The sequence below is a fragment of the Thalassospira profundimaris WP0211 genome, from assembly GCF_000300275.1.
GTDB classification, from domain to species: Bacteria; Pseudomonadota; Alphaproteobacteria; order Rhodospirillales; family Thalassospiraceae; genus Thalassospira; species Thalassospira profundimaris.
The window spans coordinates 1-26,709 of the sequence record NZ_AMRN01000007.1 but is presented as its reverse complement, the minus strand read 5'-3'; the positions used below and the strand labels follow the sequence as shown (position 1 = coordinate 26,709).

General features: G+C 53.8%; 24 protein-coding genes, 1 tRNA gene and 1 riboswitch. Of the genes, 4 read left to right on the top strand and 21 right to left on the bottom strand.

The genetic code is table 11. The annotated features are described in order from the left end of the window. Positions 1 to 8: 8 nt before the first annotated feature. The 11 genes from serS to argS form a co-directional block, all read right to left on the bottom strand. Positions 9 to 1,283 carry a serine--tRNA ligase gene (serS, locus tag TH2_RS13500; protein ID WP_008890991.1) on the bottom strand — a complete coding sequence of 425 codons (1,275 nt, stop codon included), beginning with the start codon at positions 1,281 to 1,283 and terminating at the stop codon, positions 9 to 11. A 99-nt stretch (positions 1,284 to 1,382) separates the two neighbouring features. After that, complete coding sequence (tatC, locus tag TH2_RS13495; protein WP_202949021.1) at positions 1,383 to 2,384, bottom strand: twin-arginine translocase subunit TatC; 1,002 nt, start codon at positions 2,382 to 2,384, stop codon at positions 1,383 to 1,385. A 2-nt stretch (positions 2,385 to 2,386) separates the two neighbouring features. After that, the gene (tatB, locus tag TH2_RS13490; protein ID WP_008890989.1) at positions 2,387 to 2,785 is read right to left on the bottom strand and encodes a Sec-independent protein translocase protein TatB; all 399 of its coding nucleotides are present in this window, start codon (positions 2,783 to 2,785) and stop codon (positions 2,387 to 2,389) included. Between the two features lie 35 nt (positions 2,786 to 2,820). Then, the gene (gene tatA / locus TH2_RS13485; RefSeq protein ID WP_008890988.1) at positions 2,821 to 3,057 is read right to left on the bottom strand and encodes a twin-arginine translocase TatA/TatE family subunit; all 237 of its coding nucleotides are present in this window, start codon (positions 3,055 to 3,057) and stop codon (positions 2,821 to 2,823) included. Between the two features lie 174 nt (positions 3,058 to 3,231). Beyond that, positions 3,232 to 4,275: an ABC transporter ATP-binding protein gene (locus TH2_RS13480; protein WP_008890987.1), complete on the bottom strand. Its 1,044-nt coding sequence runs from the start codon at positions 4,273 to 4,275 to the stop codon at positions 3,232 to 3,234. Positions 4,276 to 4,380: 105 nt separating this feature from the next. Next, positions 4,381 to 5,217: an SMC-Scp complex subunit ScpB gene (gene scpB / locus TH2_RS13475; RefSeq protein ID WP_008890986.1), complete on the bottom strand. Its 837-nt coding sequence runs from the start codon at positions 5,215 to 5,217 to the stop codon at positions 4,381 to 4,383. Positions 5,218 to 5,235: 18 nt separating this feature from the next. Continuing rightward, positions 5,236 to 6,105: a segregation and condensation protein A gene (locus TH2_RS13470; RefSeq protein ID WP_008890985.1), complete on the bottom strand. Its 870-nt coding sequence runs from the start codon at positions 6,103 to 6,105 to the stop codon at positions 5,236 to 5,238. Positions 6,106 to 6,138: 33 nt separating this feature from the next. Further along, complete coding sequence (locus TH2_RS13465) at positions 6,139 to 6,822, bottom strand: site-2 protease family protein (RefSeq protein ID WP_008890984.1); 684 nt, start codon at positions 6,820 to 6,822, stop codon at positions 6,139 to 6,141. Beyond that, positions 6,819 to 7,889, bottom strand: coding sequence for a beta-N-acetylhexosaminidase (gene nagZ / locus TH2_RS13460; RefSeq protein WP_040824004.1), 1,071 nt, complete (start codon positions 7,887 to 7,889; stop codon positions 6,819 to 6,821). Before nagZ ends, TH2_RS13465 begins: the two co-directional genes overlap by 4 nt. Next, positions 7,876 to 8,760, bottom strand: a complete 885-nt coding sequence (locus tag TH2_RS13455) for an SPOR domain-containing protein (protein ID WP_008890982.1) — start codon at positions 8,758 to 8,760, stop codon at positions 7,876 to 7,878. The genes nagZ and TH2_RS13455 overlap by 14 nt, the downstream gene beginning before the upstream one ends. Before the next feature lie 3 nt (positions 8,761 to 8,763). Next, entirely contained in the window at positions 8,764 to 10,515 is a 1,752-nt protein-coding gene (argS, locus tag TH2_RS13450; protein WP_008890981.1) for an arginine--tRNA ligase, read from the bottom strand. A 233-nt stretch (positions 10,516 to 10,748) separates the two neighbouring features. Here argS and erpA point away from each other — a divergent pair, with 233 nt between their 5' ends. Together erpA and xth are read left to right on the top strand one after the other, a co-directional pair. Next, positions 10,749 to 11,090 (top strand): iron-sulfur cluster insertion protein ErpA, encoded by a 342-nt coding sequence (gene erpA, locus TH2_RS13445; protein ID WP_008890980.1) that lies wholly within the window; start codon positions 10,749 to 10,751, stop codon positions 11,088 to 11,090. 90 nt (positions 11,091 to 11,180) lie between these two features. Then, positions 11,181 to 11,960, top strand: coding sequence for an exodeoxyribonuclease III (xth, locus tag TH2_RS13440; RefSeq protein WP_008890979.1), 780 nt, complete (start codon positions 11,181 to 11,183; stop codon positions 11,958 to 11,960). Positions 11,961 to 12,043: 83 nt separating this feature from the next. Here the strand turns inward: xth and ribB are convergent, their stop codons facing one another. The 10 genes from ribB to TH2_RS13390 all read right to left on the bottom strand — a co-directional run bounded on the left by ribB (position 12,044) and on the right by TH2_RS13390 (position 23,471). Next, positions 12,044 to 12,712 carry a 3,4-dihydroxy-2-butanone-4-phosphate synthase gene (ribB, locus tag TH2_RS13435; protein WP_008890978.1) on the bottom strand — a complete coding sequence of 223 codons (669 nt, stop codon included), beginning with the start codon at positions 12,710 to 12,712 and terminating at the stop codon, positions 12,044 to 12,046. A gap of 132 nt (positions 12,713 to 12,844) precedes the next feature. Next, positions 12,845 to 12,995: riboswitch (FMN riboswitch) on the bottom strand. Between the two features lie 104 nt (positions 12,996 to 13,099). After that, positions 13,100 to 14,377 (bottom strand): EAL domain-containing protein, encoded by a 1,278-nt coding sequence (locus TH2_RS13430; protein ID WP_008890977.1) that lies wholly within the window; start codon positions 14,375 to 14,377, stop codon positions 13,100 to 13,102. Between the two features lie 56 nt (positions 14,378 to 14,433). Next, a complete protein-coding gene (locus tag TH2_RS13425; protein WP_008890976.1) occupies positions 14,434 to 15,291 on the bottom strand; it encodes an aminotransferase class IV in 858 nt (285 codons plus the stop codon). Between the two features lie 13 nt (positions 15,292 to 15,304). Beyond that, on the bottom strand, positions 15,305 to 15,892 hold the full coding sequence (locus TH2_RS13420) for an anthranilate synthase component II (protein WP_008890975.1): 588 nt from the start codon (positions 15,890 to 15,892) through the stop codon (positions 15,305 to 15,307). Then, positions 15,889 to 17,289, bottom strand: coding sequence for an aminodeoxychorismate synthase component I (gene pabB / locus TH2_RS13415; protein WP_008890974.1), 1,401 nt, complete (start codon positions 17,287 to 17,289; stop codon positions 15,889 to 15,891). Before pabB ends, TH2_RS13420 begins: the two co-directional genes overlap by 4 nt. Before the next feature lie 206 nt (positions 17,290 to 17,495). Next, positions 17,496 to 20,162, bottom strand: coding sequence for a valine--tRNA ligase (locus tag TH2_RS13410; protein WP_008890973.1), 2,667 nt, complete (start codon positions 20,160 to 20,162; stop codon positions 17,496 to 17,498). A gap of 90 nt (positions 20,163 to 20,252) precedes the next feature. Continuing rightward, positions 20,253 to 20,867: a DUF2497 domain-containing protein gene (locus tag TH2_RS13405; RefSeq protein WP_008890972.1), complete on the bottom strand. Its 615-nt coding sequence runs from the start codon at positions 20,865 to 20,867 to the stop codon at positions 20,253 to 20,255. A gap of 119 nt (positions 20,868 to 20,986) precedes the next feature. After that, positions 20,987 to 22,339, bottom strand: coding sequence for a TolC family outer membrane protein (locus tag TH2_RS13400; protein ID WP_008890971.1), 1,353 nt, complete (start codon positions 22,337 to 22,339; stop codon positions 20,987 to 20,989). 144 nt (positions 22,340 to 22,483) lie between these two features. Next, positions 22,484 to 22,804, bottom strand: coding sequence for a rhodanese-like domain-containing protein (locus TH2_RS13395; protein ID WP_157194111.1), 321 nt, complete (start codon positions 22,802 to 22,804; stop codon positions 22,484 to 22,486). A gap of 13 nt (positions 22,805 to 22,817) precedes the next feature. Then, positions 22,818 to 23,471 (bottom strand): protein-L-isoaspartate O-methyltransferase family protein, encoded by a 654-nt coding sequence (locus tag TH2_RS13390; protein ID WP_008890969.1) that lies wholly within the window; start codon positions 23,469 to 23,471, stop codon positions 22,818 to 22,820. A gap of 515 nt (positions 23,472 to 23,986) precedes the next feature. Here TH2_RS13390 and TH2_RS21890 point away from each other — a divergent pair. Further along, positions 23,987 to 26,428 carry a methyl-accepting chemotaxis protein gene (locus TH2_RS21890; RefSeq protein ID WP_008890968.1) on the top strand — a complete coding sequence of 814 codons (2,442 nt, stop codon included), beginning with the start codon at positions 23,987 to 23,989 and terminating at the stop codon, positions 26,426 to 26,428. A 176-nt stretch (positions 26,429 to 26,604) separates the two neighbouring features. Further along, positions 26,605 to 26,678 (top strand) — tRNA-Cys (locus tag TH2_RS13380). The last annotated feature ends 31 nt before the right edge of the window (positions 26,679 to 26,709 follow it).

The window sequence follows — 26,709 nt, the reverse complement described above, 5'->3', positions numbered from 1 at the left end:
GTATCGTCCTAGCCCGCCGAGATTACCTCTAACCCGCCCATATAGGGTTTGAGCGCATCAGGAACACGGATCGAGCCATCCGCCTGCTGATAGTTTTCCATCACGGCAATCAGGCAACGACCAACGGCAAGGCCTGACCCATTCAGGGTGTGAACAAACTGGGTCTTTTTGTCACCGGCAGCACGATACCGTGCATTCATGCGGCGCGCCTGGAAATCACGCGTGTTCGAGCAAGACGAGATTTCGCGATACTTGTCCTGCCCCGGTAACCAGACTTCGATGTCATAGGTTTTTGCTGCCGAAAACCCGATATCGCCGGTGCAAAGAATAACCGTGCGATACGGCAGGCCAAGACGTTCAAGGACTGTTTCCGCACAGCGCGTCTTGCGGGTCAGCTCCTCGTCAGATTTCTCTGCTTCGACCACCGAAACCATTTCCACCTTGGAAAACTGGTGCTGGCGGATCATGCCGCGTGTATCACGCCCTGCCGAACCGGCTTCGGAGCGGAAGCACTGGGTCAGTGCTGTATAGCGCAGTGGCAGTTTTGCCTGATCGATAATGTCACCGGCAACCTGGTTGGTCAGGGTCACTTCTGACGTCGGGATCAGCCAATAGTCATTGGTGGTTTTAAACGAATCCTCGGCGAATTTCGGCAACTGGCCGGTACCAAACATGGCATCATCGCGGACCAGCATCGGCGTGATGGTTTCCTGATAACCATGTTCGCCAGTGTGCAGATCCAGCATGAACTGAGCAAGCGCACGTTCGAGCTTCGCCAGGCCGCCACGCAGAATGACGAACCGCGAACCAGACAGTTTGGCTGCTGTTTCGAAATCCATCATGCCAAGTTTCTCGCCGATCTCGAAATGTTCGAGCGGCTGGAAATCAAACTCACCCGGCGTCCCCCAACGATTGACTTCGACATTGTCGTTTTCGTCTTCGCCAACCGGGACTTCGGGATCAAGAATGTTCGGGAAAGACGACAGCAAAAGATCAAGCTGGTCATTCAGGGATGCCTGACCGTCTTCTGCTTCCTTGATCTTGTCCTTGAGTGTGCCCATTTCGGCCATCAGGTCGTCGGCATTCTCGCCGTTCTTGCGCAATTTGCCGATTTCACCTGAGATCGTCTTGCGGCGGGCAAGCATTTCCTGATGTTCGGTCATCAGTTTACGGCGTTCAACGTCGATATCGATCAGACGCTGTGCGGTAACGTCCTGTTTGCGCGCAGTCATCGCTGCGTCAAAAGCCTCGGGATTGTCCCGAATCCATTTAATGTCGTGCATCGAAGAGCACCCTGTCAGTCTATCTGTTTGTGCTTTATACGATGGGGTGGACACAAGGTCCACCCCGTCAAATCGGACGGTTTAGGCGGGGGATTTCAATCAACGGGCGTTGTTGAAATCATCCTCGCCGTCATCATTGTTCGACGGTCCGGACAGCTTGGGCGCATCCCCCTCGTCGTCAGAGGATCGGGTCAAGGAAGTCTGACCGTCATCATAGGATGCAGCCGCCTCACCTTGTGCGTCGACATCGTCTTGCGCCGTTGCAACTGCGGTTCCGGTTGCGGCCTCTACCTCACCGTCGTCATCATCTGAGTCCGTCTCGTCATCCTCATCCGCGTCATCGTCCGCTGCGGCTTTCGCACGCTTGCGCTCGGAAATGCGCGCCATGATGATCGAGATTTCATAAAGAATGATAATCGGAATGCCCAACCCGATCTGGGAAATCAGATCCGGCGGGGTCAGAACGGCGGCAAACCCGAATGCAATGACGATTGCGTATTTCCGGCGACGTGCAAGGCCATCCGCGGTGACGATGCCGGCACGCGCCATCAACGTCAGCAGCACCGGCAACTGGAAGCACAGCCCGAACGCGAAGATCAGCTTCATGACCAGCGACAGGTATTCACCCACCTTGGCTTCAAGCTGGATCGCAAGGTTTGAAGCGCCACCGGCTTGCTCGAAACTGAGGAAGAACTTCCAGGCCAACGGCATGATCAGGTAATAGACCAGCGCACCGCCCATCAGGAACAGGATCGGGGTCGCAAAGATGAATGGCATGAATGCCGAACGTTCGTTCTTATAAAGACCCGGCGCGACGAACGCCCAAAACTGTCCGAGGAACACTGGTGCAGAGACAAAACAGGCCGCAAAGAACGATACCTTGACGTAAGTGAAAAACACTTCGGTCAGGGCGGTATAAATCATGCGCCTGTCGGGCCCCATGATTTCTGCAAGTGGCTGGACGAGGAAACCGTAGATATCCTCGACAAAGTAATAGCAGACACCAAAGGTAATAAACAAAGCAAGAACCGCCCAAGTCAGGCGGTTTCTCAGCTCGATCAGATGCTCCATGATCGGCATCTGTTTGTCATGCGATTGCATGTTCACGCCTGGCTCTCCGGCTGATCTTTTTTCTTGCTGTCATCTGCGGGCGCACCCGTTGTCGTTGCCGGTTTTGCAGCAGGAGTATCAACCTTTTCGGCCGGTTTCTCTGCTTTCGGCTTGGACTCGGTCTTTTTGCCGTCGCTTTTGGGACTTGAGATTTTGTTTTCCAGAAAATCGGTCGGATTGCTATGCGAACTGTTGACCTGCTTGCGCAGATCATCAAGTTCCGCTTCGCGGATGATGTCATCAATTCCGCTCTGGAATTCACGCGCCATACCGCGCACTTTTTTCCAGTAGCCCGCCAATTTGTACAGCAGATGCGGTAACTCTTTGGGGCCGACGACAAACAGTGCGACGACGGCCACAAGAGCCATTTCGGTCCAGCCGATATCAAACATATGACACGCCTATCTGAAGGAAATCCGACAGACGATCAGGATTTCACAGAATCCTTTTCATTGTCCTTCCTCTCGGATGAAACCGAAGCAGAGGTCGTGTTTTCGATGGTCTTGGCCGAAGCGCCTGCATCTTCTTCTTTTTCGTTGATGCCCGCTTTGAAGCTCTTGATGCCTTTGCCCATGTCACCCATCACTTTCGGAAGCTTACCTGCGCCGAAGATGATCAGGACAATCGCAAGAATCAGAACGATTTGCCAAACGCCAATACCCATAATTTAAATCTCCAAAGATCCATTCTGCCTGCCGGCGACTTGCCCGGATAATGGCAGAAAGCCCCCCACTGTGCAATGCGACGGTTGGTTAATAACCATGCAGTGCAAAATACCTGTTTAATGTGCGCCTTTCTGTCTGTTGAACCAGGCCAAAACCCGGTCCGCGACGACGCATCAGGTCATAGGAAACACGAAGGCCATGTCGGGATCAAGCGTAATAGCGACAGATGGCTGATTAATCGGTGAAAAGCGTCGTGGGACACGCGCGTGGATGTGCGCACCGGCCTCAAGTGTCAGGTGAACAAGATTGACTTCACCAAGGACACGCACCGCATCGACATGCGCCAGAACGTCATGCCCGTTCATCGCATCGCCGATATGCAGGCCTTCTGGCCTGATCAGGACTTCCACCTCAGTGCCATTTTCGATGCTTTGGCTATCGACATCGCCAAACGGTGTTGCAACCTTGCCATCCACAACTGTCCCCGGGAAACGGTTAACCTCGCCAAAGAACGAAGCAACAAACCGGTTTTCAGGCCGGAAATACAGTGTTTCCGGCGATCCGTCCTGCATGATCTGCCCTTCATTCATGATGATGATCCTATCGGCCATATACATGGCTTCCTGCGGATCGTGGGTGACCATCACAGTGGCGATCCCGGCATCCTTAAGAACGTGCAAGGTGGTATCGCGCAAATCTGCACGTCGTGCGACATCAAGACCGGAAAACGGTTCATCAAGCAGCATGATCCGCGGCTTCGGCGCAAGCGCGCGCGCCAAGGCAATACGCTGCTGCTGACCGCCAGAAAGTTCGTGCGGATAAGCATTCAGGTATTCGGACATGCCGACCTGTTCGAGTGCGGCCTTGATTGCACTCATGCGATCGGTTTCGCTGAAATGACGCAGGCCAAAGCCGATATTCTTCGCCACATTCAAATGCGGGAACAGGGCATAGTCCTGAAAGACCATGCCAACACCGCGCTTTTCGGGCTCTACATAGCCACCCGGCTGGGCGACAATCTGATCATCGACGGAAATCGCACCAACCTGAAGCTTTTCAAGGCCCGCAGCCAAACGAAGTGCTGTGGTCTTGCCGCAACCCGACGGGCCAAGCAAACACACCAACTCGCCGGGGGCGACATCAAAGCTGATATCGCGCAAAACGCGGTTCTCGCCGAAAAGGTGAGAAACATGCGACATCTTCAGGCCGTCGGTCATCGAAAACTCTTCTTACAACAGGGATCGGGCACCCGCAGGTGCAAATGATTTGCGAAATCTTTCGTGGAACTTAAGGTCAGCGCCCGTGTGATGCAAGAAGATGGATCAACTGGTTTCAGAATCGTGATCGCTCATTGGCGTGTCTGCGTCGTCCTCGAAGTCCTCAGCGTCGCTTTCGCGTGCCCTGCCCGGTACCTGTTCATCATCGTCATACAGGTTCGGGTTGTCTGAATAGATGGTTTCATCCAGATCGTCGAGATTGCGGGTCGTCAGGGCCTCTTCGACGACAGAATCGGTGACCTCGCCATCATCAATCAGATCCGGCAAGGCTTCATCATCCGAACTTGCACCATAACGGCCCATACCCGGTCGACTATCAAGCAGCCCTGCCGCCTTGAGATCCGCCAGCCCCGGCAGGTCGTCACGGTTTTCAAGACCAAAGTGATCAAGGAAGTTATCTGTTGTCGCCCAGAGAACCGGTCGCCCCGGCACCCGTTTGCGCCCGCGCGGACGGATCCATTTGGATTCAAGCAGGATATCAAGTGTCCCCTTGGACAGCGCAACACCACGGATTTCCTCGATCTCAGATCTTGTGACCGGTTCGTGATAGGCAATGATGGCAAGGGTTTCCAGTGTCGCACGCGTCAGTTTCTTGGCCTTTTCGACCTCGATATGAAGGTCCCCGGCCAAGTCCATGGCGGTGCGAAACGCCCACTTGTCGCCAATCTGTTTAAGGTTCACGCCACGCGGCTCATAGGTCTCGGCAAGCGCGTGCATGATGGCGCTGACATCAGTGCCCTCGGGCAAGCGTGCAGCGATCACCCGTTCACTGACCGGTTCGGCAGAGGCGAACAAAACGGCCTCAACAATACGAATATGTTGAAAGTCAATCTCCGGACCGGATTCGACGCCTTCGATTTCAAGTTGCGTTTCTTCGCTCATTGAGTGCCCCTGCTCAACTTATTTCTTAAACGTGTCTGCGTCGTAGTCATAATTGCGCGGCAGATCCCCTTCCCGCACAGTCTGTGGTGATCGCAGCAGAATCGGCCCAAAGGTCTCTTCTTGTGAAATTTCCAGTTCGCCATCGCGGCACATTTCAAGGCTGGCAACAAAATGCGCCGCCAATGCCGAGCGCGCCTTAAGCGGCGTTCCAAGCCCGCGCGGCATGAATTCAAGCAGCCTTGTCCATGTCGGCACCACGCGACGACCAAACAAATCGCGCAATCGTTGGATGGCATCATCCATCGCGTAAAGATCAAATGCCTCGATCTCAAGCGTTTTGCTTTCCGATGTAAGCATGATCCGCGCATAAGCCTTCAGCAGGTCATAAAGCGATGCGTCATAGACAGACGCCGTTGTAACCCGGACTTCCTCAGGATCGCCGCGACCAAAGAAATCACGTCCCAAATTGGGGCGTTCCAGAAGTTTCTCACCGGCCGCTTTCATCGCCTCAAGGCGTTTCAGCTGGAAGGCAAGAAGTTCTGCCATTTCCTCGGCACTGAGTTCTTCCTCGTCACTTTCCTGTTTTGGAAGCAACAGGCGCGATTTAAGGTAGGCGAGCCAGGCTGCCATCACCAGATAATCAGCCGCCAGTTCAAGGCGCAAACCCTGTGCGGTATTAATGAACTCAAGATATTGTTCGGCAAGATCGAGAATGGAAATCTTGATGATATCGACCTTTTGGTCGCGTGCCAGTTCAAGCAACACATCAAGTGGCCCCTCGAACCCGTCCAGATCAAGAATCAGGCGTTCGGCAAGGCTCGGTTCTTCGTCGACCGGTTTCTTGTCAAACACATCATCTGGAATTTCGAATTCGAACTGGTCTGCCATCTATCCCCGACTATCCCCCGCGTCTGTCGGCGTTCAGGCAAAGATATCTGCCAGAAGCCTGACCAGTGCATTGGCCGGTTCAAGCACCAACCACTGGAACACCGGCAGGTCTATACCAAGTTGCGTCGTGACATAGGGCAACAGAAAGACCAATCCGATCAATATGATCATGCCGGTTTTTTCCATACGCGCCAAGACCCGTGCAATCGGCATCGGTGAAATTGCGGTCAGAACCCGCCCACCGTCAAGTGGCGGGATGGGCAACATGTTAAACACCGCCAGAATGCAATTCAGCCAAAGTGACTGATTAAGCATGGTCGCAAGCCAGTCATTTACCGCTGGCGAGAAGCTTGGCAGCCACACCAGAAGCAGGATTGATACAATGGCGAGTGCCACGTTGGTCGCCGGACCTGCAATCGCAACACCAATCACGCCCAAACGCTGCGGATGCAGGCGATGAAACGCCACGGGCACCGGCTTGGCATAGCCAAACAGAAACGGTGCGGCTGTTATCAAAAGTAATCCCGGGATCAGGATGGTACCAACCGGATCAATATGGCGGATCGGGTTAAGGCTCAGCCGCCCCATGCGTTGGGCCGTATCATCACCAAACAGCTTGGCGGCGAAACCGTGTGCAGCCTCATGTAACGTCACGGCCAGCAGCACCGGAATGATCCAGGTTGTCGCCGAAACGATCAGGTCAATGGTGTCATTCACTTCTGATCATCTCCTGCTGACCAAACCGGTGCCAGAAGATCGGCAAGCCGGGCCTGCCAATCGGTAATCTGGGTGCTGCTTGGCGCGTCGTGTTTGAACGTGGCAATTTGATTGGTAAAGCTCTGTGCGCGCTGCAAGGACGTACCGGTCAAAAGCGTTGCCATTGAGACCACCTCTTCCATTTCGGTGCGTTTGCCATTGCAATGAAGCGCAATATCACACCCGGCACGCAGACATTCATGCGTCCGGCTGGCGATAGAGCCACCCAGCGCCTCCATGGACAGATCATCACTGATCAGCAGGTTCTCAAAGCCGATCTCGCCACGAATAATGTCCTGAATAACAGTCGAGGAAACTGTGCCGGGCCGTTGATCATCGATGGCGGTAAACAGCAGGTGGGCCGACATTGCCGCCAGCACGTCCTTCATTTGGGCAAAGGGTGCAAAATCGAACTCGGACAGTGTCTCGTGCGAGACGGTGACAATCGGCAGGTCCTTGTGACTGTCTACCGTCGCGCGGCCATGTCCCGGGATATGCTTGATGATCGGTGCAATACCGCCATCCAGAAGGCCTGCGGCCACGGCACTGGCCAGCATCACGACCTTGCCGACCTCTGCCCCGTATGACCGGTCACCGATCACGTCACTCATACCCGGCAGACGAAGATCAAGAACAGGGGCGCAGGTTGTATTAAAACCGGCTTCGCGCAGGTCCATCGCCATCAACCGCGCACTGGTATAGGCCGCCTCGCGTGCATCATCCGGGTTTCGATCAAACAGATCACCAAACACACCTGCCGGCGCAATGCTGCGCCAATGTGGCGGTTTTAAACGCATCACGCGGCCGCCTTCCTGATCGACCAGAATCGGCACATTGGTGTTGCCAACGGTTTCGCGCAGTGCGTTGGTCAGGGCACGGACCTGATTACGGTTTTCGATGTTGCGGGCAAACAGGATAAACCCGAACGGATCGGCTTCACGCAAGAAGCCCTTTTCCCAATTGCTGAGTTCCGTTCCCGAGATACCAAGAATGCAGGCACGTGGCTTTTTGACTTCAAGGCCGGACAATGAGGCACCCCACATTGCGTTCTTTCAAATCCGCACAAAGCTTTTCGGCAGCCCCGGCGTCACCAAGGGGACCAGCTTGCAACCGATAGAAGACACCTTTGTCTTCGATCTCAATACGTTGCACAAACATCTCAAGATTGCCAAGCAAGTCTTTGTTTCTCGAAGATAACCGTTTCCATTCGGCAGCCGCGCCGCTTTCTTCGCGGACCGAGGCCAGTTGCACACGGAATGCGCCAGACGCGGCTGGTGCGGTCGTCGCTTGCGGTGCTGGCGCCGGTTCTGCTGATGCTTGCTCCTTGGCCGGGGCTTCGGCCGTGCGGTTTTCAGCGGCGGCAACCGCTTTCTCGGCGTCCGTCAATTCAGGAGCTGCAATTTCCGGTGCTTTAACAGCAGGCTCTGCATTGCTTTCAGCTTCGGTCGCTTGCGGTGCATCCGCTGTTTCGGTTGCGCCCGCACCTGCCGGTGCCTCGGCCGTTGGATTTGGCTGGGCTGCCTTGGGCGTTGCCGAGACTTCCGGTGCACGCGGCATATCGGGAAGTTCCTGCAACACGACATTTGCATCCGGATCAACGTCGCTTAGCTGGTCGTAGACTGTCGTCTCACGGTGGGGAACTTCCATCCCCCCCGGATCTTCCGGGCGAATTTTGATTGGTGATGGATCAGGAAGCAGGATCGGCAAATTGCCATCGTCCTGAATGGGTTGGCCCTGATTATAAAACCAGTAACCTGCCCCGCCCAACGCGCCACCAACAACGACAACGCCAAGAAACACGGTAGCCAGCCCTTTGATCATGCTCTTGCTGGCGGGCTTTTCTGATCCATAGTGATCTGCACGCTCTGCATGAAGGTCGGCACCGTGTTCTTCGCTCATCTCTTACATCTCCTCGACAGGCTTAACGCCCACAACCTCAAGACCGGACGCAATGACCGTGGCAACGGCACGGATCATCGCAAGACGTGCCAGAGTCGCAGGCAAATCATCGGCAATGATGAAGCGCAGCGCGGTGTTGTCACGTCCCTTGTTCCACAATGCATGGAATTCTGCGGCAATTTCTGTCAGGAAAAAGGCAATGCGATGCGGCTCATGGGCAACGGCCGCCTGTTCGATAATCCGCGGCCATTCAGCCATGCGGCGCACCAGAAGCTTTTCATCTTCCGAACTCAGCAGTGACAGGTCCGCGGTCGCCAGCGTCTTCTCCGACAGGTCCTGTCCCGGGAAGGCTTCTGCCGCCTGACGGAAGACTGAATTCACGCGTGCATGCGCATACTGAACATAGAAAACCGGGTTGTCCTTGGACTGTTCGGTCACCTTGGCGAAATCGAATTCAAGTGCTGCGTCATTCTTGCGGGTCAGCATGATGAAACGCACGACATCCTTGCCAACGCGTTCAACCACGTCACGCAATGTCACGAACGTTCCGGCACGTTTCGACATTTTGACCGGCTCGCCATTGTCAAACAGGCTGACCAGCTGGCAAAGCTTGACATCAAGGTCGCCCTCGCCGTGTGTGATCGCTTTGGTTGCGGCCTTCATGCGTTTGACATAGCCACCATGGTCGGCGCCAAAGATGTCGATCATCAGGTTAAAGCCGCGTTCATACTTATCAAAGTGATAGGCGATGTCGGACGCAAAATAGGTCCAGCTGCCATCCGACTTCTTCAAAGGCCGATCGACATCATCGCCAAATTCTGTTGCACGGAACAAGGTTTGCGGGCGCGGTTCCCAGTCATCAGGCTTCTTGCCTTTTGGCGGCTCTAGAACGCCGACATAGATGTCACCTTTTTTCTCAAGATGTTCAAAGGCCGACTGGACCTTGCCCGCCTTTACCAAGCCGTCTTCGGAGGTGAAGACATCATGGGAAACGCCAAGAAGACGAAGGTCTTCCTTGATCAGGGCCATCATCTCGACGATGGCGAAAGCACGAAACTCTTCAAGCCATTCATCTTCCGGGGCATTCTGCCACTTGTCACCATCGCGTTCCGCAAGCTTTTTGCCCGGCGCGACAAGATAATCCCCTGGATACAGGCCTTGCGGAATTTCGCTGATCTCTTCGCCAAGAGCTTCGCGATAGCGCAAATGAAGCGACCGTGCGAGGACATCTACCTGCGCACCGGCATCATTGGTGTAATATTCCTTGGTAACGGCGTAGCCCGCCTTTGCAAGCAAGTTGGCAAGCACGTCACCAACAACCGCACCACGGCAATGGCCGACATGCATCGGGCCGGTCGGGTTTGCCGAAACATATTCGACGTTGATCTTTTCGCCTTTGCCAAGGTCGCTATTGCCATAGGCAGTGCCGACTTCAAGGATCTGGCTGATCTGTGAAAGCCAGAACCGCTCGGCCATACGCAGATTGATGAAACCCGGACCAGCAATTTCGACTTCTTCGATGTGATCAAGGCCACGCAGTTTTTCAGCGAGCTTTTCCGCCAGATCACGTGGCTTCATGCCAGCAGCCTTTGAAAGCAACATCGCCGCATTTGTTGCGGCATCCCCATGAGACGCATCGCGCGGCGGCTCCACCGCGACACGCGAAGTGTCGGTTCCCGCAGGGAGAACACCGTCTTTTTCAAGGGCGAGAATCTGGTTCTCGATGTCGCTTTTCAACAGGCTGAAAACATTCATGACTTGGAACTTTGTAATTTCTGGTTCTGACCGGACCGGTCAATTGACTGGCGCCTGTTTTGAGCCATTTCACCTCAAAACGCAAGTCACCCGTATTTAGAGACATTACAGGTTTTGACATTTCAGCCATGCGCGCTAAATACTGACTCAAATACTGCGTTCGGATCATGCTATGATGTGATCAAGGATCGCAAACACACCTGCCCCGGCAGGACAAGACCAAGGAGTGTTGAATGACCGATTCTTCTCGGCAAGTTCAAATGACTGAAAGTGCTGCAAAACGCATTCAGGAACTGATTGCCAGCGAAGGTGCTGCGAACACCATGCTGCGTTTGCAGGTGTCTGGCGGCGGTTGCAGTGGGTTCCAGTATGAGTTCTCGCTCGATTCAGACACCACTGACGAAGATCGTATCTTTGAAAACCACGGTGCGAAAATGGTGATCGACGAAGTATCGCTGGATCTTCTCGGCGGTGCAGAGATCGATTTCGTGCGTGAGTTGGTTGGCTCGGCCTTTCGTGTAAACAATCCGAATGCCACCTCTTCATGTGGCTGCGGATCAAGTTTCTCGATTTGATCCGGATCGACAAACCGATTTATAAAACGGGGTTCGTTATTGGCGAACCCCGTTTTGTTTGACCAAACACCCCAAAAAGCCGAGGCCCGAATGAAAATCGCCACCTGGAATGTCAACTCGATCAAGGCACGCCTGCCAAACATTCTTGACTGGCTGCAGGACGGGAAACCCGATGTGGTCCTGTTACAGGAAACCAAGACGGTTGATGATGCGTTTCCGGCAATGGAGATCGAGGACCTTGGCTACAACATCGCCATTCACGGGCAAAAGACCTATAACGGCGTTGCGATCCTTTCCAAATTCCCGATCGAAGATGTCGAACGCGGCCTGCCCGGCAATGATGATGACGAACAAGCCCGCTATATCGAGGCAACCATCGGCTCAAATCGTCCAGTCCGGGTTGCATCGATCTATGTTCCAATGGGAACAGCCGTTGGCGACGAAAAGTTTGATTACAAACTGAACTTCCTGGATCGCCTGATCACCCGGTTTGAGAAAATTCGTGCCAGTGGTGACGCCGCTGTCATGGGCGGGGATTACAACATCGCGCCCGACGACATGGACGTTTATGACCCGGTGAAACTGCGTGAAACGGTGCTGTGCACGACGGTTGAACGCAAACGTTTGCGCACCATGATGAATATGGGCTTTACCGACGCGTTCCGGACCTTCAACCCGAAAGGTCATCAATATAGCTGGTGGGACTATCGTGCCGGTGCGTGGAACAAGGATAACGGTCTTCGTATTGACCACCTCCTTCTGACCCCGGCGGCGGCAGACCGGCTGAGCGCATCGGATATCGACCGTGAGCCACGCGGCAAGGAAAAGGCATCTGATCACACACCGGTCTGGTGCATGATTGACGACTGATCGCGTTCGATCACCAAAACAGCAAAAGGGCCGCACCTATCAGGATGCGGCCCTTTTCTTTTATCAATGGCAACAGATTGGCTTTATTCTGCCGCCTGCTTCATCGCCATGCGATAGGCGACGATATCTTCGATGCTGGTCACGACCATATCATGGGTCTTGGCATATTCGATCAGTTCCGGCAGCCGCGCCATTGTGCCATCCGGATTGGTGACTTCACACAGCACACCAGCGGGCTTGAACCCTGCCAGGCGCATCAGATCAACCGTGCCTTCGGTATGGCCACGACGTTCAAGAACACCGCCCGGGCGAGCGCGCAGCGGGAAGACATGGCCCGGACGCGCCAGATCGTCCGGTTTTGCATCATCGGCGATGGCCGTTTTTACCGTGGTGACACGATCTGCGGCCGATACACCGGTTGTGACACCAACCTTGGCTTCGATGGTGACGGTGAACCCCGTTCCCATGCTGGATGTGTTGTCAGCAACCATGGGCGGCAGTTCAAGTTCAGTTGCCTTCTCGTCGGTCAGGCAAAGGCAGACGATACCGCTACAATCGCGGATGAGCATCGCCATTTGTTCATTGGTCAGATTTTCTGCTGAAAAGATCAGATCGCCTTCATTTTCGCGATCTTCATCGTCAACAACCAGAACGCCTTTTCCCTGGCGCAGATCATCAAGCGCACGTTCCATGCGCGCATGCGGATCGCCAAAGATCGAAAGATCGGATTGTTTTTCAATACTCTGATTCATAACCGTCCTCTACGGATGGGGCTTACGAACCAGGGCAACAAAGAAAGGCCCGCTTTGCGACAAATGTCACAATGCGGTCGCAGGCAGACGGCATACCAGTCACGCCAAGGCGTTCCTGTCACGACCGTCACGCTTTATCCTCTCCCATCCGGACTGTCACCGTCGGCTCCGGAATCTCACCGGATCTGCTGACCCCAAAAGTCTTGCGACCTATGGGCGCTCGCGGGCTTACCAAAACTGGTTTACCGCCGGTCGGGATTTTCACCCTGCCCTGAGAATAAGCGCCGTGTTTCAACGACAAACGTTAACCACAAATGATCAACACGCGCACTTTATGAAAGCGCGCCAGTGTTGTCAAACGCCATAAAACCTTTAAAACCTTGTGGTTTAAATATCCGAAAGAAGTTTGCCTGCACGGAAATGGAAGTCACATCCGTTATTGCGGGCTTCGCGCGGCGCCCATTGGCAAACGGCACATTTTTTGTCCGATGATCTGCTTTTGGATTTGCATTCCCGATGAAGATAGCCCCCAAGCATCGCGTCAATATAGCTGCCTTCAAAGACATCCACCCCCAAACTGCGGCCCATGCGTAACGCCGTTCTGCTGTCGCACCGTGTAAGGATCAGGCTGCGGTCGGCAAACAAGACAGCAAACTCCCGCAGTCTTTCGGCTACTTCCGCCCGACGCGATCCGACAATGTTCTGGTCCCATATGACCTTGATGAAATCGACATTCATCTTGCGCGGCGACAAAAATTCGAGTGCTGGCAACGTGATACGGTCCAGACCAACCTGTATTCCCAAGGAATGCAGGAATTCGCACGCGTCTTCAAATTCCCACCAGTTTGCGATCGCGTTCTCCATGGAAAACTCGATGGCCATGTTTTCGATCAGCTTGCCGTCATGTTCGGCGATGAAATCGGTAAACTTGTCGCTGTGAACTGTCTGGATTTGCATGTTCAAATGCAGTCGGTCTGGCAAAATGGACGGTGCCAATGCTGCCGTAACATCCATGACTTTTTCATCGAGAACACGCGACAGGATCTCAATCTCGCCCGGCCCTTCCAACAGGAAACTGGCAAGATGGTTTTGGCGCAGGTAATCAAGCGAACAATAGATCTCGTGGCCTAACACCTCGCGTCGGGTGTCATCAAAACAGACGATGGCCTGGCGCCGGCAAGAGTCAAACACAGCCTCTGTGGTGATCGCGCCACGCAGCATATCAGCCATATCAAAGCGCACGGAAACGTCACTGCTTGGTCTTTCTGCAAGTGTGATGCCGAGTAAATCGGCCAACTTCTCCTGATCTTTGGGCCATTCAAAGCGGTTCCAGAGATTGGTTGGAATATGGCCAAGACCCTGACGGTCCAGCACGTCGGTCAAAATTTCTCGGATGTGCTCGACAAAGGTGTTGTCGTCGTTTGTCCACGATCCTGCATGCACAAAAGCCACCATGCCGTTTTCCAGGCGATGGACCTTGGTGTTCTCGGGGAGATTGTGGAAAGCATCCCGGGTAATGGCCTGATAGTCATCAGTACCAAGACGCAAGTCGGCCGGAATATTCAGGATTCCAAACGAAATCGCTTTGCCTTTGGCCGCGTTTTTACGCAGGCTTTCGACAAAGCGATTGATCGTGACAGGTGGTTTGGTGGTGTGCGCGTTCATATGCATTCCAGTTTGAATTGCAGCTGAACATACGTCACTAAAGTGGTGAATTCAACCTAAATTACTATACCATCGCATAGTTCCGCCTCCACCCTTAGAGCAAGGTCGGTAAAGAAGGTTTTTGCCGGCACACCCACAACATAGCCATCAATTCGGTCAACAACACGCAATCCCTGCAGCGCATTGGCGGTAAACACGGCATCGAACTCTTTGAGCTCTTCTGGTGCCTTCGGCTCGAAAGTCACTTCAATCTCGGATTCTTCGGCAACTTGCAGAACGTAATCGCGGGCAAGCCCACAAAGGATCCCGCTATCCTCATCCGGCGTCCACAGGGTTTCCCCGGTGATCCCAAACAGATTGGCAACCGTCGTTTCCGCCACATGGCCATCAGCCGACAGAATAAGCGCGTCTTGAGCACCGTATTTCTGTACTTCCTGTTTAGCCGCGATGTTGTCCATATAGTTGGTGCTTTTGATGCTGCCCGCGACCGAATGCGGGTTTCGGCGCACTTTCTGCGACGTCGCCAGGGTCAGCCCGATATTCGGGTCAAGCGGATCAAAGGGCTCTGCCGTAATCAGGATGGTTGGATCCGGCGACCCCGGTGGCAGCAATCCACGTTCGCCCGGGCCGCGTGACACCGTCATACGGACAACCGCATCCTTGCGGTGAATTTGCTCAAACAGCTTGGCAACGATTTCTGCGACTTCTTCTGTCTCGGGCAACAGGTCAAGCGGGAACTCGATCAGCTCGGCATGATGGTCAAGCCGTCCCATATGGGCTTCCAGCCAGGCAATTTTCCCTTCGTGCGCACGCATGGTTTCAAAGAAACCATCACCCAGCAGGAAGCCACGATCCGTTACCGGAATGGACGCTTCATCAAGGTCACGAAAACTGCCATTCATCCAAACCTGCATAGCCTGGTCCCTTTTAATCGTTATCGGCTCCCTGCCCGGAAGCACGTTTCAGAAAATTCGCCAACAGCGCGTGGCCCTGTTCCGTAAGCACGGCCTCGGGATGGAACTGAACACCGTAAATCGGCAAGGTCGCATGGGCAAATGCCATGACTTCTCCGTCGGGGCCTGTTGCTGTTTCGATCAAAGTGCCATCATTTGGCAAATCAACGATTAACGAGTGATATCGCGTGACTTGCAAAGGATTGTTTAATCCGGCAAACAAATCCTCCCCGCTATGCCGGATCGATGATGTCATCCCGTGAACCGGCCGTTTTGCGCGCTTGACCGTTCCACCGAATGCTTGGGCGATAGACTGATGCCCAAGGCAAACGCCAAGCATCGGAAACTCGGTTTTTAGCGCGTCGATCAGTTCCAGACTGTTTCCCGCCTCATCCGGTCCGCAGGGGCCTGGCGAAAAGACTATCGCCAAAGGATTTAGGGCACGCACACCCGCAACCGTGACCTCATCGTTTCGAACAACCTTGACCACATGTCCCAGTTCCTCAAGATAGCGGGCAAGATTGAAAACGAACGAATCATAATTATCAATCAGCAGGATCATAGCAGATCCCCGGCACTTAATCCGAACAACTCAAACATCTTGGTGGCTTTAACCAGCGTTTCCTCGTATTCCGCTGCCGGGTCGCTGTCAGCAACAATCCCGCCGCCCACATTGAAGGCCATCTTGCCGCCATTTACGCTAAGCGTTCTGATGGCAATGTTTGTGTCCATCGCACCGTCAAATCCGATATAGCCAATGGCACCGCAATACGCACCGCGCGTTGTTTTTTCGAGCTCGGTAATAATCTCCATCGCGCGAATTTTGGGCGCGCCAGTGATCGACCCACCGGGGAAGCATGCGCGCAATGCATCAACAGCCGTTTTGTCTTCTCGCAGTTCGCCTGTCACGGTGGACACCAGATGATGCACATTGGCATAGCTTTCCAACGCGCAGATCACCGGTGTTTTCACGCTGTGAGGATTACTCACCTTTGACAGGTCGTTGCGCAAAAGATCAACGATCATAACGTTTTCTGCGCGATCCTTTGGCGATAACATTAATTCCTGTGCCAGTTCGGCATCGCTTAACGGTGTTTCGCCACGCGGTCTTGTGCCCTTGATCGGCTTGGTTTCGATCTGGCGGTTTCTGACCCTAAGGAACCGTTCCGGCGAATTTGACAGCACCGCCACATCCCCGAAATTCAGGAATGCGCCGAAGGGAGCGGAACTGATATCACGCAACCGGCGATAAAGGTCGAACCGCTTTGGGATGCCATCGCTTGCGTACTCTGCGCGGAAGCTTTGTGACAGGTTGGCCTGAAAGATGTCACCGGCAAATATGTAATCAATTACCCGCTGCACGGCGGCCTCGTAGCTGGCGCGATCAAAGTTTGACTGCCAGTTCGAAACGTTTGGCACATGAGGAACAACGGGCGTATCAATCAGCGGCCGCGCAAGTCTTAAATACTTGCGGATCAACGCCATACGGTCGTTTGCGCGCTGGTCGCGCTTTGGACCTTCGGTCTCTGGAATGCCGGTTGAAATAAGCCACATCCGCCGGTCAATCTGATCAAATGCGATCACCAGATCATAAATCCCGACGGCCATGTCTGGCATTGAAAGCCAGTCGTCCGGTGCTGTGGGCAACAATTCTGTCTGATGCGCCAACTCATAGCCAAAATAGCCGACAGCACCGCCCTGAAACGGCGGCAGGTCTGGCTTCGCTTCAATCTGATAGCGCGCCAACAGATCGCCAAGGACGTCAAACGGGTTTCCCGGAACTTCAAAGCCATCCAGCACCGCCTGCCCGTTCTTCACCGTCAATTTATGCAGCGGCGACACGACAATGTAGGAGAACCGGTCACGGTCACCAGAATCCAAAAAATGGCTATCGGCAAATGGCGCAAACGCGCCATAAGCATCAACGGGCTCGATATAGGGGCATTCTTCAATCAGCATGGGCCGGCGCATTCTTATCGACTGGACGCGACGAAAATCGTCATTCCATGGGGGTTCTTGTCGCTCACAGGAACGGGCGACGCCAATCTAAGCGATTCTGCATGATCGGGTGAAGATTTTTGCGACATTAAGACAGTTCAATTGAACCCAAAACAAAAAAGGCCAACCAAAGACGGCTGGCCTTTCTCGCAGATTGGTCCGAAACCCTACATCGCTGCAATGCGCGCGAAAGCTTCGTTAAGCTTGGCAAGGGTATCACGTGCTTCTTCAAGCTTGGCTTTTTCGGCTGTGACGATGTGCTCAGGTGCGCGGCTGACGAACTTCTCGTTGGAAAGCTTGCCTTCCTGGGCCTTGATGTATTTCGTCTTGTCCTGAATTTCCTTTTCAAGACGCGCCTTCTCAGCGGCAACATCAATGAAATCGGCAACCGAAACAAAGACCGTCACGCCATCAACCACAGTCTGGATCGCACCTTTGGCAATCGCCTCGACATCGCCCTGCCCCTTAAAGGAAACATCGGCAACGCGCGCGAGGCGCTTGACCTGTGCTTCCTGTGCCGTGACAGCCGCTTTCATCGCGTCGGTGGCATCAACCAGATAGATCGGAACTTCGGCCGCCGGCGGCACATTCATTTCAGAACGGACACCACGGATGTCACCAATCAGGCGGATGGCCAGATCGACCTCGGCTTCTGCTTCACGATCAATCAGGGCTTCGTCAAACTGCGGATACCCTTCGGCGATCAGCATTTTTGCACGACTATCGGCGGTCTTTTCCCAAAGTTCCTCGGTGATGAACGGCATGACCGGATGCAAGATCAACAGGATCTGATCAAGAACCCATGCGGTAACCGCGCGAATTTCCGCCTTGGCTTCCTCGTCATTACCCATCAGAACCGGTTTCGCCAGTTCCAGATACCAGTCACAGAACGAACCCCAAACGAACTGATAGGCGCTGCTGGCGGCATCGTTGAACCGATAGGTTTCAATGCCAGTGCCAACGGCCTTGGCCGCTTCGACCGTTTTGCCAACGATCCAGCGACCAAGGGTCGATTTCACGCCTGCCGGATCAAAGCCATCAACCGGTTTGCATTCATTCATTTCGGCAAAGCGGGCCGCATTCCAAAGCTTGGTCGCGAAGTTGCGGTAGCCCTCAACACGGGAGGCAGCAAGCTTGATGTCGCGCCCCTGGGCTGCCAATGCCGTCAGGGTAAAGCGCAGCGCATCACAGCCATATTCGTCAATGATCTCAAGCGGATCAATGACGTTACCCTTGGATTTTGACATCTTCTGGCCGTGTTCGTCACGCACCAGCGCATGAATATACACGTCACGGAACGGGACTTTGCCGTCCATGAAATACATGCTCATCATGATCATCCGGGCAACCCAGAAGAAGATGATGTCAAACCCGGTGACGAGAACATCGCCCGGATAGTATTTGGCAAGTTCCGGGGTCTTTTCCGGCCAGCCCAGCGTCGAATAGGGCCACAGACCGGATGAGAACCAGGTATCAAGAACGTCGGTTTCCTGGGTCAGTTCGACATCCTTGCCATAATGGGCCTTGGCGGCGGCCATGGCTTCTTCTTCGGTTTCTTCAACGAAGAATTCCCCGTCGGGGCCAAACCATGCCGGAATACGATGTCCCCACCAAAGCTGACGGGAGATACACCATGGCTGGATGTTGCGCATCCATTCGAAATAGGTGTTTTCCCAGTTCTTCGGCACAAAGCGAATGCGGCCATCTTCAACCGCCTCGGTGGCGGGTTTGGCAAGAACCTCGGCATTTACAAACCACTGATCGGTCAGATACGGCTCTATCACGACGTTCGAACGATCGCCGTATGGAACCATGTGAACGGTATCCTCGATCTTCTCAAGCAGACCAAGCTCGTCCATCTTTTCAACGATCAGTTTGCGAGCCTCAAAGCGATCAAGGCCACGGTATTCCTCGGGCGCTTCATCATTGATGCGCGCATAATCATCAAGGATGTTGATCTTTTCCAGACCAGCACGTTTGCCGACCTCAAAGTCATTGAAGTCATGGGCCGGTGTAACCTTAACTGCGCCCGTACCTTTCTCAGGGTCTGCATATTCGTCCGCTACAATTTTGATGCGGCGCCCAACGATTGGAAGAATGCAGTGCTTCCCAATCAGATGCTTGTAGCGGTCATCTTCCGGGTGAACAGCAACAGCAGTATCCCCCAGAAGCGTCTCAGGGCGCGTTGTCGCAATAATAATGAACTCACCGTCACGGCCTTCGATCGGATATTTGAAGTGCCAGTAATGGCCTTTGACTTCTTTCTGAACGACTTCAAGGTCGGAAATCGCGGTCAGAAGTTTCGGATCCCAGTTCACCAGACGCTTGTCACGGTAAATCAGGCCATCCTTGTGCAGTTTAACGAACACCTTGCGCACCGCAGCCGACAGGCCATCATCCATGGTAAAGCGTTCGCGCGGCCAATCGGGCGACGCTCCCAGACGGCGCAGCTGATTGGTGATGGTGCCACCAGACTTTTCTTTCCACTCCCAGACCTTCTCGACAAACTTTTCACGGCCAAGGTCATGGCGCGTGACATTCTGTTCGCCAAGCTGGCGTTCAACGACCATCTGGGTCGCGATGCCGGCATGGTCGGTACCAGGTTGCCAAAGGGTATCCTTGCCCTTCATCCGGTTATAGCGGACCAGGATATCCTGAAGCGTGAAGGTCAGTGCATGCCCCATGTGGAGGCTACCGGTCACGTTGGGCGGCGGCATCATGATGACATAGGGATCGGCACTGGATGCCGGATCAGCGGCAAATGCCCCTGCTTTTTCCCATTTATCGTAAAGTCTGCCTTCAACATCGGCCGGGTTGTAGGTCTTCTCCAACATGGTCTTTTGATCCGCTGCGGGTTTAATTGTTTATCCAAAGAAAAAGCGGCGCACCGTTGGCGCGCCGCTCGAATGTCAAAATCGGCTCGCCTACAGGTCTTCGGCGCGGTTCACAATCCGCTCGATTTCCTTTTTCACAAGGCGTTCGATCATATAGGGAAGGTTTTCGTCAAGCCATTCCTTAAGCAACGGACGCAGCATATCACGCACCAGATCCTCAAGGGTTGCGTGGCCCGCGTTGACGCCAAGGGCAACTGCGCGTTTCTTTGCAACAGCTTGCGCCAGTTCCGAGATGGTTCCGGTGGCCGTCGATTCCGTCAAATTCGAAATCAGCGGTTCGTCGTCTTCATCATCGTAAAGGGCTGGCATTGCCGGTTCGGGCTCTGGTTCCGGTTCCGGCTCGTCGAATTCTTCTTCCAGAGGCGTTTCATCGAAATCGAGCATATCGTCGAGTTCGAGTTCTTCCTCTTCTTCCGGCTCGTCGAGCTCCAGTTCCTCGGGTTCTTCCTCGAACTCAAGTTCCTCAGGCTCTTCGTCAAGCACAAGTTCGTCGATTTCTTCTTCAGGCTCGGGTTCTGGTTCCGGCTCGGGCTCAGGTTCTGGCTCCGGTTCCGGCGTCGGTTCGGGTTCAGGAGCAGCTTCCTGTTTTTCTTCATCCCCCTCATCGGCAAGAATCTTGCGGATGGACTGGAGGATATCCTCCATGGAAGGTTCTTGTTGCCCGTCACTCATAATTAAACTTCCGCACTAGTGTCATTTAACCAGACCGATCCGACCCAAGTTCGAAGGCAGGATGTCGCCACCCTGCCCCGACCATCAACCAATCAATCCGTTCCCCACCACTGGTCCTTGACCTTGTTATAGTTGGACTCAGTGTCATAAATTTCGACCGGCAGACCAAGGACCTGCGCATTAAGCGCCCCCATGGCAGCCTTAACCTGAAACTCGGCAACCGCAGCGTCACGGCGCGAACCCACAAGATCCACACGTGCCTGCAACAGTTCCTGTTCCTGATCAAGAACATCAAGAACGGTACGCGAACCAACCGATGCTTCACGCTGAACGCCATCAAGGGCGACTTCAGCCGATGATACCTGTGCCTGCTGCGATTCGATGCTTGCACGTGCTGTGACAAGCGTCTCCCAGGCACTGGTTGCGTTTTCGATTACTGAACGGCGCGCTTCATCAATCTGGATCCGGGCCTGACCGGCGGTCTGCTTCGCAGAACGCACGTTCGAGAACACAGCACCCTGCTGGTACAGCGGTATCGAGACTGACGCGATAATGTCCGCCGTATCAGACGTGAAATCATCGTTTGACGCTTCATGCTGACGCTCAACCCCGGCAGCAAGGCTTACTTCCGGATAAAGCGAACCTTCGCTCAGACGAATGTCAGACTGAGCAGCTTCTTCGCTGTAAATTGCCTGCAAGACGTCAGGGTGCTGACCCTGTGCAATCGTCAGAACATCGGAAATGCTTGTCGGAAGTCCCGACAGCGCATTGGGAATTTCAAGATCGCTTGGCGGATTCCCGACAAGGCGCTCGTATTGCGCCCGGGTATTGGCCAAGGCACCCTGTGCCGAGATCAAATTGGCCTTTGCACCTGCAAGGCGTGCTTCGGCCTGGGAGACGTCCGTACGGGTTACCTCGCCAACATCGAAACGATCACGGGTCGCTTCAAGCTGACGCTCCAGAACACGAACGTTGTTCTGATTAAGCTCAACAACCGCAGTATCACGCAGAACGTTGAAATACGCCGTTGCTACCTGAAGCATTACATCCTGCTCGGTCGAGCGCAGCGACGCGCGGGCAGCCTTGATGCGGGCCTCTGCACGTTCGGTTTCTGCCGTGGTACGGCCGCCACGATAAAGCGGCTGCGTGACGTTGAGGCCAACCGTATAGGGCGTCAGGCTGTTATCTGTTTTCGTACCGTTGGTTTCTGTTTCGGTATCACGAACACCTGCGCTACCAGAAAGGCTTACACTCGGCCGCCAGTTTGACAATGCCGAGGAAATTTCTTCATCGGTCGAACGAAGTGCCGCACGACCGGCTTCGAGTGTCGGGTTGCTCTGGTACGCCTTGATAAGTGCGTCTTCCAGGCTTTCTGCAGAAGCGCCGCTGGCAACAATGCCGCCGGTCGCCAGAATACTGCAGGTCAGCAAGAACCGTTTGATCATTTATCTACCCTTGTAAAATCCTACACCAAGTCCCGACCCCGGCGCAGTTTCACGTATGGTAACGACGGAAGGAAAATTTTCCAAGAAAAGAGGCATTTGCATCAAAAAAAAGTAATTTGCCCCGTTTCTCCGTCATCGCCGTTTTCAATCGTAGCGGCTCATATCGCGCTCAACTTCAAGCGCCCATGCATCTATACCGCCGCGAACATTAAAAAGCTCTTTAAATCCATGATCCTCAAGCAACAGGCCCGCATGGCGACTGCGAACGCCATGATGACAAATGATCGCCAAAGGCATATCAGGCGCCAATTCATCCAACCTTCCCGATAGTTGGGAAAGCGGAATATGGAGCGCCCGATCTATCGCGCAGATTTCAAGTTCCCAATCTTCGCGGACATCAAGCAAGGCAATCGGTGCATTCGCATCAAGCCGTGACGCAAGTTCAGCACAACTGATGTCGAGCACCGTCAAACCTCAATCAGAATACAAAGCTTTCTGCCGGCTCAAATCCCGGAAGATACGGAATGTTCGCATCAAACAGATCGCGATGCCCGATGACACCATTTTCGCGCTCGTAAAGGCGTGCAACGCCTACCTTGCCCGGTTCACGCACCACGGCGAGCAAACGACCACCTTCGGAAACCTGTTCAAGGATACCCGCCGGAACTTCTGCAACAGCACCATCGAAGACGATGACGTTGTAAGGAGCCTGTTTGGCATACCCTGATGCAAGATCACCTTCGACAACAATGACATTGTCATAGTTTAGCTTCTGGAAGGTCGCCTCGGCAGCGGCAGCCATATCCTTGTCGCTTTCGACAGATACCACGGTTTCTGCCACGCGCGAGATCAGCGCGCTGGAATAGCCGTACCCGGCACCAATCACCAGGGCAACATCCGTTTCAGCAATCTCGGCATTTTGCATAAGGCGCGCAATCACCATCGGCTCCATGGCAAAACGCCCGGCGCCCACGGCGATATCCTCGTCGATATAGGCAACGCCGCGCTTGCCTTCCGGCAGGAACAGTTCGCGCGGAACCCCTTCCATCGCTGCAATGACCAGCGGATCGGTAACCTTGTTGGTCCGAACCTGATTTTCCACCATGTTATGGCGCGCGATTTGGTAATCCATGATTATCTGACCTGAAAATTCTCGCGAGAAACAGACCACAGTCCTCTTGTTGTCCCCAAAGACGGCTGCGGCAATTGCCCTGTTTATAGTCAGCACATAAGCAACTGACAACATCGGATCAATGTGTGGCTTCGATTTTAACACATTGAGGGCACTAAAAGATTGACCTTTGCGCGCGCATGTCCGCGCAAAGCTTCTTTTGATAAGGCAACTGCGCACCTGTTTATGCCGGGAACTCAGCCCTATACGAAGTCCCCTCCTCCGTACTCACATGAAATATGTTTCTGCGTTGTCAGATCGTTACACAGCAATCCGTCCATCAAAACACAACAAAAATTATGCAACCGTCACTTGAAACGACCTCCGTCGCGCTAAACATAACCCAACGTATAGTCTTTGGCGCGCATTGCACGCAGTAACACCGACAAAACGAATTAATTTCGTACAGCGGGTTCTGCTGTCGCGCTTGGGGTGACTGACGCAAATTGTCTCGGCATGAGATTTAGGGGAAAATAATGCGTGATAATGGTCCTGTAACCAATCGTGAAGTCCTGATGAATGACGATGATATTCTCGTCTCCGGGACGGATACGGGTGGACGCATCAAGTTCGCCAACAAATCCTTTGTGGATATTAGCGGCTTTACAGACGACGAACTGATCGGGTCGCCGCACAATGTTGTACGCCACAGCGATATGCCCAAAGAAGCCTTCGCAAACCTTTGGGAAACGATCAAAGCCGGACTTCCCTGGCAAGGTCTGGTCAAGAACCGCTCCAAAAATGGTGACCATTACTGGGTTCGCGCAACCGTTACCCCAACCCTGGAAAAGGGTGAGGTCACAGGTTATGTATCGATCCGCACCAAACCGACGGACGCAGAAAAAAAGCGTGCTGAGAGCATTTATGCCGACTTGCGCAAGGGACAGGCAAAAAATGTCGGCCTTGAATATGGTGAGATTGTAGATACCAGCACCAAGGCAAAATTGGGCAACTTCCTGTCCAGTATCAAAGGCAGCCTGACCGTTGCATTTGGCACCATGGTCATTCTGATGATGCTGATCGGTGGATATGGACTGTGGGGCCAATACAACACTGAGAAGGCGCTGATAAGCCTCTATGACAATCGGGTAAAACCGCTGAACCTGCTCAAACAGATATCCGATGATTACGCTGTTTTCGTTGTTGATGCCTCTCACAAGGTTCGTAATGGCAACTTTTCGTGGCAGGAAGGTATTGAAAGCGTTGATGTGGCAAGGACACGCATCAAGGAGAACCTTGACCTTTACCTCAATCGTGAATTGGGCCGCCGGGAAACGCCAATCGTTCAGGAAGTACGTGGCATGCTGCCCGTTGCCGATGAACTGGTCGACCGCCTGCGACAGATTTTAGTCGCCGAGGATAGCGCAGCCCTTGATGCCCTGATCAGGGAAGAGCTTTACCAGAAAATCGATCCGCTGACCGAGCTCATCGGCAATCTGTCTGTTCTTCAAAACCTGATCGCTGGCGAACGGGTTGAACAGGCGCGCGCAGATTTCGTTCGGACCCTGATTATTGAACTCGTTCTCCTTGCACTCGCAATTATCTTGACAGTGATTTACGGTGGATGGTTGATCAAAAAGCTCAGACGGCCACTTGCACAGATGGAAAATCATTTCGAAGCCATCGAAACCAATGATTCTAGCTATTTGATCGAATTGCCATCCGTTTCCGATTTCAAACCGGCGATACAGCAATTGCGCGCTTTGCACGCCAAGCTTTGCTACGCCAAGCTCGAGCGCGAAGAGAATGAATCAAGGTCCAACCTGCAACGCGTTGGCGCGCTGCGTGGCCTAGCCGAGACCGTCGAGCAAGAACTGCAAAAGGTTGTTCAGTCAATTATTGATCAAACAGGGCGTTTGAATGCGGCCGCTGTTGATATGGCAGGCTCTTCAGAGCGTGTTTCCGAAAACTCTGAGAGTGTTGCTGCTGCCGCACACGAAGCCTTGGCGAACGCGGAAACCGTCTCTGGTGCATCCGAAGAGCTGGCAGCATCAATCCGCGAAATTACGCGACAAATCGAAGAAGCAACAAGCCTGACAGCAGAAGCCAACCGGGCTGGTGAAAGCGCAGAAAACACGGTCAAATCACTGAAAGATAGCGTCGATCGCATTGGCGAGGTTGCCGAACTGATCGGTGATATTGCAGCTCAAACCAACCTTCTTGCGTTGAACGCAACCATTGAGGCCGCCCGCGCCGGAGATGCGGGCAAAGGTTTCGCGGTTGTCGCCCAGGAGGTTAAAAACCTTGCCAATCAGACCGCCAAATCCACCGAGGAAATCACACGTCAACTTGGAGAAATCCAGAATGTGACCGGTTCGGTGGTTGAAACTGTCCAGCAAATGACTTCAAGCATCCGTCGCGTTGACGAAGTCGCCTCCAACGTTGCGGTCAGCGTGCGCCAGCAGGACGATGCAACCCAGGAAATCGCCCGTAACGTGGTTCAGACAGCAGAAGCATCGAACGAAGTGACCGAAAAGATCGGCCATGTTGCCTCCGAGGCGCAAGACAACCTCACCCGTGCGGCTGATATGAACAAGATCGCCGAAGAAGTTGATGAAAGCATCGCTGAACTTCGTAAAAGCCTCGTTCGAATCGTTCGTACTGCCACCCCGGAAGTAAACCGTCGTAAGGATCCCCGGTACGAAGCTCAACTCGCCGTAACAGTGAAGGTCAACGGGAAGTCCATCCGTGGTCAGACCATCGATATATCGGCGGGCGGTGTAAAGGTCTCGCTCGTTGAGGCGATCAAGGAAGGCACAAAGGGCGAGATCACCATCGAAGGCCCGAACACCACTATTCCGTTTGAGGTTGAAAACAGTCTCGATACCATCGCAAACCTCGATTTCGCACCGAGTAAGATCCGCGAGGAACGATTGAAACCGTGGCTTGAAAACCGCTTTGGCAAAGCCAAAGGTTAGCCCTTCGACCAACTGTGGGATGACATTCCCATAAGCTTTTACGACCACCCGGGACGTTTTCCCGGGTGGTTTGTTCTTTTTCTTAGCACTAATCCCCAAGCCTTCAGAAAAATGTAAAATTGGGTGCTTGACGGGGTGCGTTTGTTGAGGCTATACACCGCTCCAGCCAACGCGAAGGCGCGATGGCGGAGTGGTTACGCAGAGGACTGCAAATCCTTGCACGCCGGTTCGATTCCGGCTCGCGCCTCCACTGATCCGGCATAGCTCAGTTGGTAGAGCAA

Coding starts and splice junctions, on each gene's coding strand:
- TH2_RS13455 (WP_008890982.1), bottom strand. CDS start 8,760: ATGAGCGAAGAACACGGTGCCGACCTTCATGCAGAGCGTGCAGATCAC.
- scpB (WP_008890986.1), bottom strand. CDS start 5,217: ATGAGCGAAGAAACGCAACTTGAAATCGAAGGCGTCGAATCCGGTCCG.
- TH2_RS13425 (WP_008890976.1), bottom strand. CDS start 15,291: ATGCAGGTTTGGATGAATGGCAGTTTTCGTGACCTTGATGAAGCGTCC.
- tatB (WP_008890989.1), bottom strand. CDS start 2,785: ATGTTTGATATCGGCTGGACCGAAATGGCTCTTGTGGCCGTCGTCGCA.
- TH2_RS13405 (WP_008890972.1), bottom strand. CDS start 20,867: ATGGAGGATATCCTCCAGTCCATCCGCAAGATTCTTGCCGATGAGGGG.
- TH2_RS13420 (WP_008890975.1), bottom strand. CDS start 15,892: ATGATCCTGCTGATTGATAATTATGATTCGTTCGTTTTCAATCTTGCC.
- tatA (WP_008890988.1), bottom strand. CDS start 3,057: ATGGGTATTGGCGTTTGGCAAATCGTTCTGATTCTTGCGATTGTCCTG.
- TH2_RS13430 (WP_008890977.1), bottom strand. CDS start 14,377: ATGAACGCGCACACCACCAAACCACCTGTCACGATCAATCGCTTTGTC.
- TH2_RS13410 (WP_008890973.1), bottom strand. CDS start 20,162: ATGTTGGAGAAGACCTACAACCCGGCCGATGTTGAAGGCAGACTTTAC.
- argS (WP_008890981.1), bottom strand. CDS start 10,515: ATGAATGTTTTCAGCCTGTTGAAAAGCGACATCGAGAACCAGATTCTC.
- serS (WP_008890991.1), bottom strand. CDS start 1,283: ATGCACGACATTAAATGGATTCGGGACAATCCCGAGGCTTTTGACGCA.
- pabB (WP_008890974.1), bottom strand. CDS start 17,289: ATGCTGATTGAAGAATGCCCCTATATCGAGCCCGTTGATGCTTATGGC.
- TH2_RS13470 (WP_008890985.1), bottom strand. CDS start 6,105: ATGGCAGACCAGTTCGAATTCGAAATTCCAGATGATGTGTTTGACAAG.
- TH2_RS13390 (WP_008890969.1), bottom strand. CDS start 23,471: ATGGATTACCAAATCGCGCGCCATAACATGGTGGAAAATCAGGTTCGG.
- ribB (WP_008890978.1), bottom strand. CDS start 12,712: ATGAATCAGAGTATTGAAAAACAATCCGATCTTTCGATCTTTGGCGAT.
- TH2_RS13400 (WP_008890971.1), bottom strand. CDS start 22,339: ATGATCAAACGGTTCTTGCTGACCTGCAGTATTCTGGCGACCGGCGGC.
- tatC (WP_202949021.1), bottom strand. CDS start 2,384: ATGCAATCGCATGACAAACAGATGCCGATCATGGAGCATCTGATCGAG.
- TH2_RS13480 (WP_008890987.1), bottom strand. CDS start 4,275: ATGACCGACGGCCTGAAGATGTCGCATGTTTCTCACCTTTTCGGCGAG.
- xth (WP_008890979.1), top strand. CDS start 11,181: ATGAAAATCGCCACCTGGAATGTCAACTCGATCAAGGCACGCCTGCCA.
- erpA (WP_008890980.1), top strand. CDS start 10,749: ATGACCGATTCTTCTCGGCAAGTTCAAATGACTGAAAGTGCTGCAAAA.
- TH2_RS21890 (WP_008890968.1), top strand. CDS start 23,987: ATGCGTGATAATGGTCCTGTAACCAATCGTGAAGTCCTGATGAATGAC.